This is a genomic window from Cellulomonas sp. P2_F12 (genome assembly GCF_056403775.1).
In genome coordinates, this window is record NZ_JBFUEV010000001.1 from 216287 (window position 1) to 232318 (window position 16032).

13 protein-coding genes are annotated in these 16032 nt (G+C 68.7%); 6 read left to right on the forward strand and 7 right to left on the reverse strand.

Going from position 1 to position 16032, the window contains the following annotated elements:
• Positions 1-3 precede the first annotated feature (3 nt).
• Positions 4-321, forward strand: a complete 318-nt coding sequence (locus AC1DWH_RS00990; RefSeq protein WP_477092098.1) for a hypothetical protein — start codon at positions 4-6, stop codon at positions 319-321.
• 252 nt (positions 322-573) lie between these two features.
• Here AC1DWH_RS00990 and AC1DWH_RS00995 read toward each other — a convergent pair whose 3' ends face one another.
• Positions 574-1707 (reverse strand): hypothetical protein, encoded by a 1134-nt coding sequence (locus AC1DWH_RS00995; protein ID WP_477092099.1) that lies wholly within the window; start codon positions 1705-1707, stop codon positions 574-576.
• A 538-nt stretch (positions 1708-2245) separates the two neighbouring features.
• Here AC1DWH_RS00995 and AC1DWH_RS01000 point away from each other — a divergent pair.
• Entirely contained in the window at positions 2246-2560 is a 315-nt protein-coding gene (locus AC1DWH_RS01000; RefSeq protein ID WP_477092100.1) for an excisionase family DNA-binding protein, read from the forward strand.
• On the opposite strand, the gene AC1DWH_RS01005 is transcribed toward AC1DWH_RS01000, so the two are convergent.
• The 4 genes from AC1DWH_RS01005 to AC1DWH_RS01020 form a co-directional block, all read right to left on the reverse strand.
• Complete coding sequence (locus tag AC1DWH_RS01005; RefSeq protein ID WP_477092101.1) at positions 2557-3750, reverse strand: tyrosine-type recombinase/integrase; 1194 nt, start codon at positions 3748-3750, stop codon at positions 2557-2559. The genes AC1DWH_RS01000 and AC1DWH_RS01005 overlap by 4 nt on opposite strands.
• 310 nt (positions 3751-4060) lie before the next feature.
• The gene (locus tag AC1DWH_RS01010; RefSeq protein WP_477092102.1) at positions 4061-4246 is read right to left on the reverse strand and encodes a hypothetical protein; all 186 of its coding nucleotides are present in this window, start codon (positions 4244-4246) and stop codon (positions 4061-4063) included.
• Between the two features lie 26 nt (positions 4247-4272).
• Positions 4273-5517 carry a tyrosine-type recombinase/integrase gene (locus AC1DWH_RS01015; RefSeq protein WP_477092103.1) on the reverse strand — a complete coding sequence of 415 codons (1245 nt, stop codon included), beginning with the start codon at positions 5515-5517 and terminating at the stop codon, positions 4273-4275.
• Between the two features lie 545 nt (positions 5518-6062).
• A complete protein-coding gene (locus tag AC1DWH_RS01020) occupies positions 6063-7427 on the reverse strand; it encodes a carboxylesterase family protein (protein ID WP_477092104.1) in 1365 nt (454 codons plus the stop codon).
• A 274-nt stretch (positions 7428-7701) separates the two neighbouring features.
• Between AC1DWH_RS01020 and AC1DWH_RS01025 the strand changes: the two genes are divergently transcribed.
• The 3 genes from AC1DWH_RS01025 (at position 7702) to AC1DWH_RS01035 (ending at position 12240) form a co-directional block, all read left to right on the forward strand.
• Positions 7702-8241, forward strand: coding sequence for a winged helix-turn-helix transcriptional regulator (locus AC1DWH_RS01025; RefSeq protein ID WP_477092718.1), 540 nt, complete (start codon positions 7702-7704; stop codon positions 8239-8241).
• Between the two features lie 2233 nt (positions 8242-10474).
• Positions 10475-11122, forward strand: a complete 648-nt coding sequence (locus AC1DWH_RS01030; protein WP_477092105.1) for a hypothetical protein — start codon at positions 10475-10477, stop codon at positions 11120-11122.
• A 410-nt stretch (positions 11123-11532) separates the two neighbouring features.
• Positions 11533-12240 (forward strand): alpha/beta hydrolase, encoded by a 708-nt coding sequence (locus AC1DWH_RS01035; protein WP_477092106.1) that lies wholly within the window; start codon positions 11533-11535, stop codon positions 12238-12240.
• Here AC1DWH_RS01035 and AC1DWH_RS01040 read toward each other — a convergent pair.
• Positions 12237-13313 (reverse strand): hypothetical protein, encoded by a 1077-nt coding sequence (locus AC1DWH_RS01040; protein WP_477092107.1) that lies wholly within the window; start codon positions 13311-13313, stop codon positions 12237-12239. The two genes, AC1DWH_RS01035 and AC1DWH_RS01040, sit on opposite strands and share 4 nt — an antisense overlap.
• 215 nt (positions 13314-13528) lie before the next feature.
• The gene (locus AC1DWH_RS01045; protein WP_477092108.1) at positions 13529-14542 is read right to left on the reverse strand and encodes a hypothetical protein; all 1014 of its coding nucleotides are present in this window, start codon (positions 14540-14542) and stop codon (positions 13529-13531) included.
• Between the two features lie 420 nt (positions 14543-14962).
• Between AC1DWH_RS01045 and AC1DWH_RS01050 the strand changes: the two genes are divergently transcribed.
• On the forward strand, positions 14963-15805 hold the full coding sequence (locus AC1DWH_RS01050; protein WP_477092109.1) for a hypothetical protein: 843 nt from the start codon (positions 14963-14965) through the stop codon (positions 15803-15805).
• Positions 15806-16032 lie beyond the last annotated feature (227 nt).

Here is a 16032-nt window from a genome sequence, read left to right on the forward strand (position 1 = left end):
GTGATGCTGACCCTCACCGGGTATCGTTCGAACGTGCGTTCTAGTCGAGGCATCGAGCGGGTGCCGACCCATGAGCAACCGGTCGACGCGCCTGCCGATGCTCGCGCCGGCGAGCGCATGGTGCAGCCCGAGACGCCATTGCCGGTTGTGGTTTGGGTGACGAGCGGTCGTGGCAAGTCGTTCGCGACCGACGGGCACGCCGTCGCCTGGACGAGCTCTCAGGTCTGGGTGCGTTACCTCGACCCGGGCGGACGCGAGGGGTTCGCGTGGGTGTGGGCATCGGCGGTTGCTCGGAGGAACGTTGTCGAGCGGGGTCTTTGATTGTGCGAGACGGAAGCACTGCCTGTTCGCTGAGGTCGACCCAACCGACCGATCGGGCCAGCGCTTCTGGGGGGCGCTGGCCCGATCGTCTTGGGTGTGCCCGGCTCAGGTCGAAGGGCATACCCCAAGGAGTCGGCGGTGCGTCGCCATCAGCTTGTATGTCGGCTTCGGCCTGCTCTGGTGCTTCGTCGTACCTGCTCATAGCTGTGGCTTCTCGGGATGCTGGTGATGGTCGACGGCGGACTTGGCCGCTTACTGGCGGTGGTCCCAGTGGACGAGGGCGTCCCAGTCGAACATCTCTCGGGCGACGCGCTCGGCCAGGTCGAGGGTGGCGACCGTCGCATAGGGGTGGAGGGTCGTGCCGGGGAACGCCGCGAGGGCCTCATTGACCGCATTCGCGTCGACCCTGAGCCGGCCGAACGTCCGCTCATGCGCCGGCGGGCGAGGTTGCCACGATGCGGTGCGCGTCCAGGTCGCGAACGACGTCGCGAACGCAACGACGGCCGGCCACAGCCTCTCGTCCACCGCGGTGACGCCAGCGCGTTCGGCGACGCCCCGCAAGGTGATGCCGCGCTCGTCCAGGTTTCGCAGGAGCGCGCCCAGGCACGCACCCGTGTCGCGGTCCGGCAGGACGTCGGGCCGGTTGACGGCCGGCGGCAACCACAGGAACAGGTCGTTGGGGGTGCGCCAGAACTCAGCGGACTCCTCTTCGAGCAGCTCGGGGATGAGCTTATTCATCGTGGTGCCGATGCTCGCGGCCGCCACGTTCAGGAACGTGATCAGTCCTGCCCATGTGCCGTCGATGCTGAGGTCGGCGCGCATCCGCCGGTCGAGCTCGACCGCCACGTGGGCGACGTCTCGACCGGGGTGCTCACCGGTTCCACTCAGCCAGCACGACGGGCACACCGCCGGTCCCGTCTCCTGGATGGGCAGGAGGTTCTTCGGTCGGTACAGGTCACCGCAGCCGGGGCACCGGCGATCAGGGGCAGGCCCGTCGCTGCTGTGCCGGCGGTTCATCGCGGTGCGGATCACGTCCCATGCGCGCGGAAGCTCGGGTCGCGGGTCGTCCGGTGTGAACAGAGCTCCGGGGAAGGGCCGGAAGTCGTCGTCGTCGTTGAGCGGCTCGAGCATGACCGACCCCCGGGGGGCAATCCCTTCGGCGAACACCCACACCGTTCCCGCGACAGTGAACATGAACGACTGCTCGCTGATCTGGGTGATCTTCGCCGGTGTGCTGGTGAGGTCCGCCTCGTACGCGGCGCGGGCGAGGTCCAAAGCCCGCTGGTAGGCCGGAGTGGTGGTGAGGCGGGCGGCGTCCGCGTATCGGCGGCCAGTGGCAACCTGGGTGGTGCGGACGGCGTTCTTGCGTGCCTTGTTCTGGGTCACTGATGGTCCTGTTCCTCGGCGGCGGTCCCATGCCCTCCGCCGGTACTAGGGCACCGGTGGTCAGGGGTGTTGCCGTACGCGAGTCGTAGACCCTTGTCCTCGACGCTGGGTGCTCATGGGAGCGGTCCAGCTCGGGTCGGGCAGTCGTACCTGCCACTGGCAGGAAACCTACCCCGTCGTGGGATGCGCGAGGCGTCTTGCGGCTGGGCGTGTCTGCGGATCGCGGCGACGAGCGGAGACTGGACCGCATTCCCTGACACCGAGTCCCAGGCGTGGTGGCGGGTAGGTGCCTACTCGCGTTCGCGAGCCATGTAGATGTGCACGACAGCAGCCCAGTCAACACGGGGATGGTTCTGCAGCTTGCCGGGCACGGGATGCTCGGTGACGTCGAGCGCGCCAGCAGCCCTGGAGGATCGGCTGCGCATGTGATCGTTTTGTCTAGCAGTTGGGCCTTTCGGCGGGTCCGGCGATCGACGGTGTGATCGATCTGTCTATCCAGACTGCAGAAGATGGCTGCACCAGCGAGGGGAGTGCGGCCATGTCCAACGACGTTCACGCTCAGTTGTTTGCAGTTCCTCCAAGGCTCCGTCGACGAAAGCCGGCGGGGGAGAGGCGCGTCATCAATGTCACGGTGCAGTCAGACGAGCGGCTACTGCTGACCGTGGCCGAAGCGGCTGCCCGACTCGGCATCGGCCGCACCTTCATGTACCAGCTCCTCAGCGGAGGTGAAGTCACGTCGGTCCATGTGGGCCGGCTCCACAAAGTGCCGGTCTCGGCGCTCAAGGAGTACGTCGAACGTTCGGCCGCGAAGTCCGCCGAGGACGAAGCCGAAGCTGGGGACGACGTGTCCTAATCCCCGTCCGAGCGTCCGGCGACGCGCTTGGGTGGCGCACCCAGCCTTGCCATGGCCGCCACGTGTCCGGACCGGACCGGGGCGATCGGATGGCGGTAGATCTCGGCGGTGACGGTCACGGAGCGATGGCCGAGGGTGTCTGAGATGTCTTCGATTGGCACCCCGGCGGCCGAGAGCAGCCTTGCGGCGGCGTGCCGGAGCATGTGTGGGTGCAGGTGGACGAGTCCTGCGTCGTGTGCGAGCCGGCTGTAGGTCCGGCGCACGTTGGACGGGTCCAGGGGTGTGCCGAGTTCCGTTGTGAAGACGAGGTCGTAGCGGTTCCGCCAGGCAGAGCCGGCGAGTTCGCGGTCGTTCTTCTGGGCTGTCCGCTGTGCCTTCAGGGCGTCGACGACGGGCGGCGGGATCTCGAGTGTGCGGTTGCTGGTGGGGGTCTTGGGAGGCACGAGGACGAGAGCTCCCATGGGTGTGCGCCGCAGGCTCGCTGCGACTCTGATGCTGGGCCTCTTGCCCTTGAGCTTGACCTCGGGCCAGGTGAGTCCTGCAGCCTCGCCGGGTCGCAGGCCGAGCATCAGGGACACCGTCACGAGGTTGCCGAGGCGGTCGTCGGCGGCGGCCGCGAGGAGCTTGCGGGCCTGCTTGCTCGTCAGGCCATAGCGATCTGCTTTCGGGCCAGGGCGGGTATGGACTGGGTCGGCCACGTTGCGAACGACGAGATCGCGAGCCATCCCGAACCGAAGCACACGCCGGGTCAGGTTGAGTGCATGCCGCATCGTCGAGGCGGCGAGGCCAACGTCAGCCATCGTGTCGAGCATGAGTTCGACGTGTTCGGACCGAAGTTCGGAGAGGCGGTAGTCGCCCAGCGTCGGTACGACGTGTGCAGTGAGCATGTGTTCGTAATTGCTGATCGTGTTATCAGTGATGCCCGGCGGCGCTCCCCGCTCCAACCACATCCGAACCAGGTCGGTGAAGTTGGTCGCGCGTTGCGACAGATCGATTCCCAGTGCCCGCTGGGTCACCAGCTCGTCGAGCTTGGCCCTTGCGTCGGCGCGAGAGGTGCCGCGGACCTTTGTGCGTCGCCGCTTGCCCGATGGATCGACTCCTAGGTCGACGATGCCGATCCAGCAGCGTGCGTCCTTGTCGTAGCTGATGCTGCCGCTACCGTTGTCGCGTCGGCGCGCTTTCTGAGCCATGTCTCACCACCAGGTCCGCGCACCCGTCTGAGCAGGATGATCCGGGAAACATCTCGGGAAACATCTCTGAGCGTATGCAGCCGTACAGACGCGGTGAAGTACGACCGGAAACCCGGTCTGACCTGCACATACGTGAACGCGGGCGGACGCTGGATGTCCCTGGGGGTCAAGGGGTCGCAGGTTCAAATCCTGTCAGCCCGACAGATCCGCGAGGCACGGAAACCGTGTCTGACGTGCGGAAACAGACCGCGAGGGCCGTACCCGCTTAGTCCCGGGTACGGCCCTCGCGCCGTTCGTGGTCACACGGTGGTCACAAGCCGCCAGGAACCTGCCCCGGTTCGGCCGGTCCCGCGGCATCGGCACCGTCGTCCCGGCCGGTCTCGGCGGCGTTCGACTCGTCCTGGTGCGCCCACGGCGGATACCCGAACCCCTGCTCGACGTACTGCTCCACGGTCATGCCCTCCGGGATCGGCGGCAGGTTGAGCCCTTCGGTCACGTCATCACCTCCATCCTGGGGGCGGTTCACCGGACAGCCGCCGGTCGGGCCGCGGTGAACACCGACAGCCGCGCCGCCGCGGCGGCGATCCTGGTCGGCCCGGACTGCGGCAGATACGTCGACAGGTAGACCTCCACCCGGTGCCCCAGGAGGGCCGCCGCGTCGGCCGCGATGACCCCCTCGGCGGACAGGATGAACGCCAGGGAGTGCCGCACCGCGTGCAGCCGGATCCCGGGGACGCCCGCCGTGACGCACAACCGCCGGAACCGGTCGCTGTAGACCTCCGGACGGATGCCGCGCCCGAGCGCGTCCACCACGACCAGGCCCGAGTCCGTCCACGCCCGACCGGCGGCGAGTCGGTCCGCGGCCTGTCCGGCGCGCATGGTCCGCAGCAGGGCGACGGTGCCTGGGTGGATCTGCTCGACGGGGATCGTTCGGCGCCGCTGCTCGGACTTCGGGTCGTCGATGGTGTCCCCGGACCCGAGTGCGACCCGGCCCTGAGCGATCGTGACCTGCCCGGCGTCCAGGTCGACGTCGGACCACCGCAGGCCCATGACGTCCGACCTGGTCATCCCGGACAGCGTCAGCCGCCACGCCCCCGCGAGCGGGTCCCGGTCGGCGGCGTCCCGGAACGTCATGAGTTCGGCGGGCTGCCAGTGCGGCAGGTCCGTCCCGACGATGCGCCGTTGCCGCGGCCGGTGGGCGAGCCGGACCACGTTCCGGTCGACCACGCCGTCCCGGACGGCGACGTCGACGGCCTGCCCGAGCGCGACCATCGCGGCCCGCACCGACCGGGGGGACAGCGGCTGCCCGCGCTTCCCACCCTCCGTGGAGAGCCACCCGATCAGCGCGTCGACGTCCGCCCCGGTCAACGACGTGACGGGCCGGTCCCCGATCCGTCGGAGCGTCGACGCCAACGCACCTTCGTAGCCCTCCCTGGTGACCTGCCGGACGTCCGTCCGGGACGCCAGCCACCGGGCGCACAACTCGCGGACCGTCTCGGCCCGGACCGGTGCGACGGGCGCCGTGTACGTGCCCGCCCGGACCGCGGCGACGACGTCCCGGGCCTCGGTGAGCGTGTCGACGCGCCGCTTGACCTGCCGCCGGGACTGCCCGGTGACGCGGGGTTCGGCGACGACGACGACGAACCGGACCCGGCCGGACCCGGTGACCTCGCGGCGGATCGGTTCGTCCCACCCGGGGCAGTCGGGGCAGGTGTACGCGACCAGGGCGCCCGCCTGGAGGATCGGTTCCCTCACAGGCGTGGGCACAAGTCGAGGGTGAACCGAACCCACACCCGGCCGCACCGCACCGCACCCGAGGGGACGGACGTCACCCGGTCCCCGCACGATCCCGGGCCACGACCCACACCAGGCCACACCAGACCGGACCCCGCCGGACGTCAAGACCGGACTGGGGGTCAAGGGGTCGCAGGTTCAAATCCTGTCAGCCCGACAGTGAAAGCGCAGGTCAGGGGCTTCTGGGGTCATCCTAGCAAGCCCCTGACCTTCACCTTTTGGCCCGGCGGGAAACACCTCGGGAAACATCTCGCCGCGAATACGGGCGGACGTCCCCGGCCGCGGAGGGCTGACCACGACCGGATGGCCGCCGCCGAACCAATCGCGGAGCGGACGTGGAGCTCGAGTCCTCGGCTTCTTGCGGCCCCGGTCGCTCGGCGCGGCCGGTGGCCACGTCGTCTGTCAATGACTTCACTTAGGCTGCGATGCGCTCCCACTGCACCCGCAGCAGGCAGACGGAACAGTCGACCCGTCAATCGATCCAGACGAGACAGCCGCCCTCGCCCGCCGTGTTGGGGTCACGCCTTCGGGTGCGCGAGCATCCAGCCGTAGATGTCGTCGCCGAACTGGCCGGAGTACGCCTCGTCCCAGCCGCCGTGCAGCAGGTTGTGGTCGTAGATCGTGAGCTTCGCCGTGTCCTCGGTGAACCCGCACTGCGAACGCAGGTCCCCGATCGGCTCGATGCTGCCCGCCGGGTCCACGGTGTCGTCGTCGGCGCTGTGGAACGCCCACGCGGGGGCCGTCGCCATCGTGCAGCCGACGTCGTTGAACGCGGGCCGCCCGTCGCCGGCGATGGGCACCACAGCCGCGACCACGTGGTCGCCCGGGAACGCCCCGAGGTACTCCCACGCGCCGTAGGCGCCGCACGACAGTCCGGTCAGGTAGACCCGGTTCAGGTCCACGTTGTAGTGCTCCACGGCGTACGCGAGGAAGGCGTGCACCTCGCTCGGCGTCGTGCACCCCGACTCCGGCGGGTTGCCGAGGTCGTGCTGCTGCTGCATGAAGCAGGAGCCGCCGCGGTACTCCGGGCAGTCGATGGCCGGCAGACCGCCGGGCGCGGGGACGTGCTGCGTGGACAGCACGACGAAGGGTCGGTCGGTCGGCCAGCCGCCGACGGCCTGGAACCGCGGGATGCCGGTGTTCTGCAGCCAGCCGAGCGCGTCGGCCGAGCCGTCCCCGTTCTCCCCGTAGCCGTTGAGCGCCACGAGCAGCGGCGACGCGGCGCCGCCCGGCGAGTAGGACGGCGGCAGGTACTCGTAGTACCCCATGCCGCCGGCCGTCGCCTCGGGCGAGCCCAGGGGCCGGGGCGTCAGGTAGCGGGCCGAGTCGGTGCCGAGATAGGGCGCGACGACTCCGCACAGGTCGCTCGCGAATGTGGGCTGCGAGCCGACGACGCGGACGTCGACCGTCTGACCCTGACCGGTGTCGCGGTCGAACTGGTAGGTGTACCGGATGTTGCCGGCGTTCTTGGTGATGACGGCGCCTCGCGAGTCCCGTACCACGAGCGGCTGCCCGGACACCTGGTACACGCCCTGGTACAGGCTGCCGCCGAGCGACCGGAAGGGCAGGTCCTTGGCGGTCTGGTTCCACGACACCGTGACGGGCGCGCGGCCGGGCACGGACCAGGTCTCGGTGTACGCGCTGGTGGCGGACCACCGCTCGAGGCCGGTCTTCTTGTCGGCGCGGATCGTGAGGTTCGTCGTGCCCTCGCCGTGCACGTCGATCGGGTAGCCGCAGCCCCAGACCTGGTCGTCGTAGACGTCGGCATGCTTCTCGTGCGTCACCGACCCGGCGTGGGCCGGGGTAGCAACGAAGAGCCCCGCCAACAGGACCGCGGCGCCGACGACGAGACGGGCGGGGCGAAGGCGGACCGGTGCGGACATGGTTGTGCTCCGATGGACGACGATGACGCGGAGTGACCAGCACCAGTGAACTCCTGGCTCCGGAACGCGGTCAACGCAAAACCGACAAATACGTCGAAACCGGGGTGTGTCGCGACACTTAGGGCGTTGGTGCCGCTCGGGTTGTACCCGGCCGTACAGCACCTGGCCCGCCTCGAGCTGAACAGTGCTCGACGCGAGCACTTCCGCGAGTTCGGCCGGGCGCTCGAACTCGACCAGGACTCCTTCGTCTACCGCCGTGAAGCCGTAGTTGCCGATGCGGAATTCGGCACCCCAGGTCTGCTCGATCGCCCGAGCCCTCGCCGTGGTCAGCACCCGGTCGGCGATGCTGCTGCTGCGGGAGGCGCTCTACGGCACCCGCCGCTTCGACGACTTCGCCGAACGAGTCGGCATCAGCGAGCCCGTCGCCGCCGCTCGCCTCGCCGAGCTGGTCGAGCGCGGGATGCTCGAACGCACCCCCTACCAGGACCCGGGACGGCGAACCGGGTACGAGTACGCCCTCACCGTCAAGGGCAGTGAGTTCGCGCCTGTGCTCATCGCGCTGCTGCAGTGGGGGAGCCGGTGGGAATCGCCGGACGGCGCGCCCACCGAGCTCTTCCATGCCGGCTGCGGAGAGGTCGCCACCGCGGAGGTCCGCCGCCGCGGCGGCGATCCTGGTCGGCCCGGACTGTGGCAGGTACGTCGACAGGTAGACCTCGCTCGCTACGTCAGCCCCAGGCTAATCACGGTGAGCGGTCACGGTCGTCACCGGAAGCCCGAATACCCGTTCGACCTTGCTGGGCAAGTCGATATGTAGCCAATGGGAAACTCTTCTCGGGAGCGTCGACACAATGACCTCGTCGAAATGCTGGCGTGACAACACATCGCTCACCGCGCTGAAAGGGTCCTTGTCACTCACCTCGCCGGCGGCGGGGATGCCAAGGTGTTGGAATCGGTAGAGCGCATCCCGAAGGCGCCCGTCGGCCACCTCGGCGGCACTTCGGTCCGGCGCAAGATGTGCCGGGCCAACCGCCGCGTCGAACCCTCCGACCATCCCATTGTGTGTCTGAGTGACAGGCACCACGACCCATAGCTCCGTCTCGGCGTCTCTGGCTCGTTCTCGGACGGCCGCGGTTAGTTCCTCGCCACCGAGCGTTTCGTTCGCGACGAGAAGTATTCGGTGCTGCGCCACAATGCCCTCCCTGAGGATGACCACCCGTGTACTCGATGGTTCCGCATGGCAGCGGCATCGGGTGATATGCGTGACAGCCGTTCGCGCGGTCAGCGAACACGATCCTCGTGGACCTGAGTGATGACAAGAGCGAGGGCGGCTCCAGAGCGACCCGGCCCTGGCAGCCCGGCGGGCGCCGCCTCGTGCAGCGGGTCAGGGGAGCGCTCGCTCATCGGCATGAGCGTTTAGCGCGTCAGCCGTTCGGGCGCGGCGATCGACGCGAGCCGGATCGGCGTGCGGCGGCCTACCGGGCGGGGCGCCTCCGCACGGACTCGAAGGCCGCGAGAGCCTTGTCCTCAGCGTCGGGGAGCGTGTGCAGGTACCTTTGGGTCGTCACACCGTTTCTGACCCGCGGAAACAGACCGCGAGTGCCGCCCCACTTAGTCCCGGGAACGGCCCTCGCGGTGTCTGCCTCTCACGAACCTCTCACGAGTCGCCGGAGGTCATCCGCTCCCGGGCCGAGCCGGTCGGGCCCGTGCCCGTGACCGTGCCGATCAACGCGGACGACCGCGCCGCCGCTGCTGCGATCCCGGACCGCTTACCATGCGCCATCGGTTCCGTTCGGAGGACATCTCGCATGCCTAGCCTGTTCCGGGCACGCTTCACCGCGTTGTTGACGCTTGTCACGTTGTTCGCGGCCGGCTGTGCCGCTAGTGACAGGCCCATCGCCCCCAAAGATGAGGGGACAGTTCGCGCGGCTGTGGCGGAATTGACGCCGCCACCAGGATATGAGCAAAGCAGCGACTGCCCCGTCCAGGACGCGAAGTGCTTCACGAGCGAGGCGCATATCGACGGACCCCTGGACGCCAGTGCCCGCTCGCTACTAGATGCTTTTGGGCTCCATGTAGATACCGACAGCGTCACGTGCTCGTCCGTGGCAAGCGGGCCGTCGTCGATCGCCGATTGCGTCGCCTTTGGCCGGATCGACAATGTGCAGTTTGCTGTCACGATAACCTCAACAACGAGGAGGCCTGGAAGTTCGATGCCCCAAGGCACGAACATAATGGTCGCACCGTCTCGAATCGAAGACTGAAGCGATACTCACGCGCACCATTCGCAGAATGAACGGCGCACCCCGCGATTCCCACTTGAGCGTCGGGACGGAACCTCTCACGAGCGACCGAGAGTCACCCGTTCGACTTCGGTTCGTCCACCGTGTCGCCGCCGGACGTGAGGGGCCAGCGACCAAGGATTGCAGCGAGGCTTCTGCCGGGCGATGCGCTTCTCCTCCTAGTCGAGCAGCTGGTCGAGTCGCCGGCGGTCGGGGTGGGTCATGACCGGCGGCAGTGACCTCGTCCCTGGCCGAGGCGTGGGACCACGCGTCCCAGCTGGATACGTCGGCCCAGGCGTCATGTACGCGCACGATCGTCGGGCCGGTTTCAGTCGGCGTTGTTGTGGTCGTCATGTCGCCTGTCCTGTCGCTGGTGGTGAGCGTTCGGTGGGAGTCCCTCAAGCGTGGATTGGTCCAGGTCCCGCGAGAGGACCGGACGCGCGAGCCTCCTCCCGCGGGGACGATTCGCACGAGAGGGTGCTCTCGTGGCGGGAGGGTTACGCGTGTGGGGTGTGACCAGGTAGAACGTGGGGAATGAGCGCCGTTCTCGATGAGCCGGGCGGGTCTGTGATCGCGGACCTGAGCCCGGGTGTGTGGGTGGTCTTGGGCAGCGCACCGTCGGGTGACGCGACGAGTGCGCCCGTGGACGCCGCGGGGGCCGTTGTCGTCCCGGTCGTGGTCGGTGCTGGTGTTGCGCCGGGGGTACCGCGGACGTTGTCGCGGTCCGCGGTGTGGCTCGAAGGACGCCACGACGGTGCGGTGCGGGTCGTGGCTGCGCAGCGGCACGGGAAGGTGCTGCTTGACCGGCACCAGTGGGGGCAGGAGGCAAGTCTGCCGTTCGGTGGGGAGCACGTGCTCCGGTCGGGGGTGTTCACCGTTGAGCTCGTCAATGGGGGGTCGTTGGCGAAGTTCGCGGTGACGACCGGGTTGGGTGATGTGCGACCGCCGGGGGTTGACGGGCAGATAGAGGGAACGGCGCCGCGGTGGTCGCGGCGGGACGTGTTCAATCCTGCGGTGCCGCCTCGGACGGTCGCGGCGCTTTGCGTGCTGGCGTGCGGGTGGCCGGGTCCGGTGCAGTCGATCGGGTCGGCGGAGCTGGTGGGGCACATGGTTGACGACCTGCTCGGGATGACGAAGTCGGACGGGTTCCTCACGCGGCGTCTGGACCAGGCGCTTGCGGATCTGGGGGTGGTGGTGTTCCCCGGGCAGGACAAGGTCCCGACGATCGCGGAGCAGATGCTGCGGGGCGGGGTGCTCGAGGACGCTGTGTATGTCGAGCTGGGGCAGCTCCTGGAGCAACGCCGCCGTGAGGGTGCCCGCGCGGTGGCGGAGCGTGCACGTTCTGAGCATGGGCGCACGGCCCGTGTGCGCCCGGCGCCGCCTCAGCTGCCACGGTTTGGGGGTGGGCAGCGATGAGGGGCTGGGCGGCTTGAGCAGATGTGTTGGTGGCGGCCGTGGGCAGACACCGGTGGTGGGGTGACGTCCATCCCGCTAGACCTGGGTGTCAACGTGGCAGCCGCATCGGCGCCGCCGCCCGGCGGTGACGAACCGGCGAGCTCGCCCGAGGCGCCTCCCGCTATAGCGCCGCACACGGGTGCCGTGAACTACCCGCGGGCGCGCTCAGGCTGAGGGGCCGGGTCAGCGTGTCGGCGTGTCGATGACGGGCGTCTCGACTCCTTCATAGACGGGAAGAATGTGGGTCTCCATCTCCGCGTCCGTCATGGTGGGTGGTTGTCCCTGCCACATCTCGTGTACATCACGCGCGGGCCACTCGTTTTGAGGCATGGACGCCGGACATCTGGGCGGCGATGGGCTACCTTGCGTCGGTGGCCGCGCACGACTTGCCAGTGACGTTCAGCTCCGGCGGCCGCGCCGTGCGCGGGAACCTCTTCCTCCCCGATCATCCGCCGAAGGCGTCCCTGCTCTTCGTGCACGGCCTGCACAGCAATCGCGCCGGCTACCTGCAGCGGGCAGCGAGTGCCAGCCGTCACCTCGGCGCTGCGACGCTCGCCTTCGATCTCAGCGGGCACGGGGAGAGCGACGGCCAGTTGGGGCAGCTGACCCCCGCCGACCACCTGCACGACGTCCTGGCCGCCTACGACTTCCTGGGTGCGAGCGTTCCCGAAACCGCTCTCGCCGCGCCACGGGTGGGTGTCTGCGGCGCCAGCTACGGCGCCTACCTGAGCGCCCTCCTCCCGAGCGCGCGCGCCGTGTGGCGACTTCTCCTTAGGGCGCCGGCGATGTATCCCGACGAACTGTTTCACTTGCCACTCGATCAGCAGCGGCACACCGAGGTGGCGCGCTCACCGAGCATGCTGATCCGGTCGTCGGGCGCGTTTCCCGGGCGACTGCTCGTGGTCGAGTCGGAGGACGACACCGTCATTCCGCACGACGTCGTCGAGCAGTACCTGGCACTTTTCCCACGGGTCGAGCACGCGACCCTGGTTGGCGCCGAGCACGCTCTCGTTCTCCCTGAGCACAAAGCAGAGTTCCTGGCACTCATCCTCGACTGGTTCGGTCGAGCGGGCCCCTAGTTGTGGGCGTTGTCGACGATGTACTCCCGCGCCACGTCGTACGCACTCTCGATGGTCTCGTCCTCCGCCTCCTTCGCGCTCCTACGCCAGTCGATCGTCGCGATGAGGTCGCTCGTTGCGGCGGGGATCAGCGACGCGACGTCGTCGGACCCGTCCCGGTCGATGTCGCGGCTGGCGCGAAGCGTGTCGTAGACCAGCTTCTGTGCGACCAGGACGCGCCAGAGGACCGGCCGCGCGAGAGGGTGGAAACCGAGCAGCAGGAGCTTGACGTCCGGCATCACGCCCGACAGTGGCGATGTGCCGTCCTGCTTGAACTGGAGGAACTCACTGAACGACATGACCCGGTCGAGGTCACGATCGCGCACGGTCATGGCGTCGACCACACGGTCCATCGTGCCCCGGTACATGCCTTGGCGCACGTACCACTCCGGCCGGGAGGCGAGCAACGACCTGTGGCCACGTTCTTCCGGATCGGCTCGGTCCGGCTCGTATGTGAGCTGCGGTGGACGGTGCGCCAGATACTGGTCCTCAGTGGCCGACCGGTAGAGAACGCGGAGCAGCCGGTACTGCATCTTCAGCCGCGAGTCGAGGGCGAGGTCGACGGCGGTCAGTCGTTGTTGGAGTATTCGGATGGCTGCCAGCGGCGCGAAGAATCGGTACACCGTCGAGTTGAAGTAGTAGCCCTCGGTCGCGAGCCACCCGGTGCCGTCGGGCCTGAGGTTTCCCCCGCGACTGTCTCTGGCCAGTGCTCGGACCCGACTCTCTGCGTCCTCGGCGAGCTCGAAGAACTGGAACAGCAGAGGCTCGCACTGGGTGTACAACCGCTTCAGTGCCTCGTACTCGTAGTCCCGGCGCGCGTCACGCGTGGACTCCTCTTCGCGCAGTGCGGACGTCAGCGCAGCGAGCTTCTCGTTGCTCTTCGCCAGCTTCTTGCTGTTGGCGTGGCTCGTCGCCATGGCGATGACGGCCACGACCAGCGACACCGTCGCCGGAACGATCACCTTCATCGTGCTGAGCGTCTCCGGGTCCATTCGCCGCCCCCCGAGGTCGATCCCCCAGATGTCTTCCAGCATGGACCCGGGGTCGTCTCGAGCACCACCCCCGTCCCTTATGGCACGCCGCGAGACGTGGATGAGGCGGCTGACCAGGGGCGTTCGTGCTCGATCGTCGGCGAACCGGTCCGCATCGGTCGATCAAACTGAGGCGTCACCGGAGCTGCGATGCGCGGTTGCCGCCGTTCGCGGTGTGCGGCGACGTCAAGTCCGGCGGTCGCTGTCCTGCTCGGCGCTCAGCCCGGTCCGACGATGCTGAGCATCCCGGCCACGGCGCTGCCTGGGAGGTGGCTTGCCCGGACGGCGGGTCCGCTGAGCGTCGGGAACCGCGCCTTGACCTGGTCGATCAGGAGTCCGGCGATCGCCCCCGCGATCACGTGCGTAGCCCCGGCGAACAGCTGGCCGATCCCGAGACCGACCGCGACGGGGACGAGCAGGAAGACCGAGCGCGTGCGCGCGTCCTTCAGCTCGCGTCGGACGGCCTGGTTGTAGTCGTCGACGAGGCCGTCCAAGAGCTCAGTGACGTCCGCCGGGTCGACCTCCGCCGGGAGCTGACTCTCCCAGGACCAGAGCTGTCGGCGGGCGAGCCTGAAGTCGTCGTCGCCGATGAGGTCCAGCACCCGGTGGAACGTCGCCTCGTTGGGGTCGCTCGCTGTCACGAGCGGAAGTCGAAGTCGCAGGCCTAGCTGTGCTCCCCACTCGAAGGTGAGAGCGGTCAGGTCGCTCGACGCCGATCCGCCGGTGAAGTGCACGGAATCTGCGCCCTGGTACGCCGCGACCAGCTCGGGGTCTGCCCGAGCGACTCGGTCGCGCCCGTCGTGCGCGGCATACGCCGGATGCAGGCTCGGTCGATTCTTGTCGTATTCCTTGAACCGGTCGTCGTCCCTACCCATGAGAGTTCGGAACTGCTGGTCCGCGAGCATCTCGGCCGTCAGCAGGTATCCCCGACCGGGGTCAGCCTGTTCCTCTTGGCTCAGTCCGTCGAACTCGCTGCGCCACCGGTCCCGAAGTGCGGCGTCCCACGGGATCGTCACGGCGGCGTCGCCGAGTTGGGTCACACGGAGGGCGAGGAGCTCGGGATCCCATCCGGCGTCAGCCCAGTGCGTGAAGTCGTCGTCGTCAGCCGGGCACGGGAAGACCACCGCGTCGTGCATGAGGACGTCCGAGACGAGGGCGACTAGGTCTGTGTGCGCACGCACCGAGTACGTCGCCCACCGTGGTCGCGTCGTGGGCGCGGACCCTTCGGTCATCGGGTGTCCTCCCGAGCGTTCACGATGCCTGCTCGACGTGGAGCGCCGGCCCTGCCGCATCCCACCGAGCGCCAGTGCCCAGCATGGACCCCTTGTACTCCCGGCCGAAAGTGCTGGCTCGCGCCTGCCGGCGCGGACATGGGTGGAGCCCCGCCACGGACGGAGCGGGCCCCGGAGGACTAGCGTGAGTCGCGATCGGGGGGTTGGGCGCGAGCGGAGGACCTGATGAGCCCTGGATCCGAGTTGAGAGACCCCGATGGCGCCAGGAAGTGGGTCACACCGAGCCTCGACGAGCTGCTCAAGATCGACCAGGACTCGGTCAACGTGGCGAGCTCGGCGGTGCTCCAGGCCCTGGCGGACGGGCGTGATGCTGCACGGCTGGCGCTCGCGGAGGACGTCAGCAACGCGGTGCGGACCTGGGTGCTGCGTGAGGGCGACCTCGCGGCGAGCTACTCGGCGCTCGACGTCGCCAAGGCGGTGACGTTCCTGTCGACGTCAGGCCGCCCGAACGTTGGCACGGCAGGGCTCGGTCCGGAGCAGCTTGGCGAGCTCCTCGGTATCGATGCCGAGGCGCTGGGCCAGCACCTGGTCGACTCCGGGTTGGCCAGCGCCATCCTGCCGCCGCATGTTCGCGACGGAGTGAACCAGCGGGCAAAGCTCACCGGGCTCGACCCGGGCGCTCTGATGCTCGAGCTGCTGCTCGGGAGTCCGGTGCCGGTGCTCAAGGATCCGCCGGTCCCACCTCCGACACTGGGACCACCGTGGCCGGTGGTCGGACGATCGGGTCGTGCCACCGCCGATCCTGACGGTTCCCTCGGGGTGAGCTCCGACCTGGCTGAGCTCGGCGCCTGGGAGGACTCCGCATCGTGCGGCGCGGTGATCCGTGTCCCGAGCTCGGTCACCTCGATCCGGGTCGACACCTCTGTCCGTGCAGAGTGGTTCGTCTCGGCGTTCGCGATGTACGGGTACGCCGGGGCGGGGGTGAACATCGGCGTGGGCGTCTGGGACGGGAACAACCAGCTCGCGCTCTCCGAGCGCGAGGTGGCCTCGGCGTACGCGCCCGTGCTCTGGCTCGCGATGGTCGATGGTTCCGGTGACGTCGTGCTGTCGGTCGAGCATGATCTGCCCGCTTCCGGGATCGACAGGGACCTGGTCGTTGCGGTCAAGATGCGCTCGAACGTCGGCGGCGCGGCAGTTGGTGCGTTCGGCTCGGCACGCGCGACTGCCCGGGTGGACGCGCTCGGCGTCCGATTCGGTGCCTGACGTGCAGGAACATCGGTCTGCCCGCGGAGCCGATGCTGGTCCGCCGGGGTTCGCGTTGCCCTGCGCGTTCCCCACTCGTCCCCCCGGGTGCGAGACGGTTCAACGGGTTCCGGTTTGTCCTGATTGACCCGGAAATCAGGGACGGATAGCGTCTCATGGCAAGGGGCGCGGCGGACGGAGACATGGCTGCCATGAGAACGACCCAGGCCGGCAGCGGAGCCGGCACG